This is a genomic window from Anaerotignum faecicola, assembly GCA_024460105.1.
In the GTDB taxonomy this organism is placed as follows: domain Bacteria; phylum Bacillota; class Clostridia; order Lachnospirales; family Anaerotignaceae; genus JANFXS01.
This window is the reverse complement of the sequence record JANFXS010000406.1, coordinates 1-418: the sequence shown is the minus strand read 5'-3', so window position 1 is coordinate 418 and position 418 is coordinate 1. Positions and strand designations below refer to the sequence as shown.

Annotated in this window: 1 pseudogene; it reads right to left on the bottom strand. The window is 39.0% G+C overall.

What is annotated here, in order from left to right:
• A pseudogene (gene argS / locus NE664_14605) lies at positions 1-418 on the bottom strand (arginine--tRNA ligase).

Here is a 418-nt window from a genome sequence, read left to right as displayed (position 1 = left end):
CCCAATGCTTGTATGCGTATATAAGCTTTCCAAACTGTGTTCCCCAATCGCCGAGATGATTTATTCCCACACAGTTATATCCTAAAAATTCGTGTATTGTATAAATCGCATTTCCTATAACTGTAGAACGGAGATGTCCTACATGAAACGGTTTCGCTATGTTCGGAGACGAGTAATCTATAACAATCGTTTTTCCTCTGCCTTTTTCGGATCTGCCGTATTCCGTTCCTTCGGCAATGACTTTTGTTATAACTTCCTTTGCAAAAAACGATTTGTCGGTGAAAAAATTTATATATGCGCCTATTATTTTAATTTCGGAAACAAAAGGGGGTTTTTCTAATTTTGCCGCATATTTCAGCCGCTATTGCCGGAGGAGCTTTCCTAAAGGTTTTTGCAAGCTTAAAGCAGGGAAACGCAT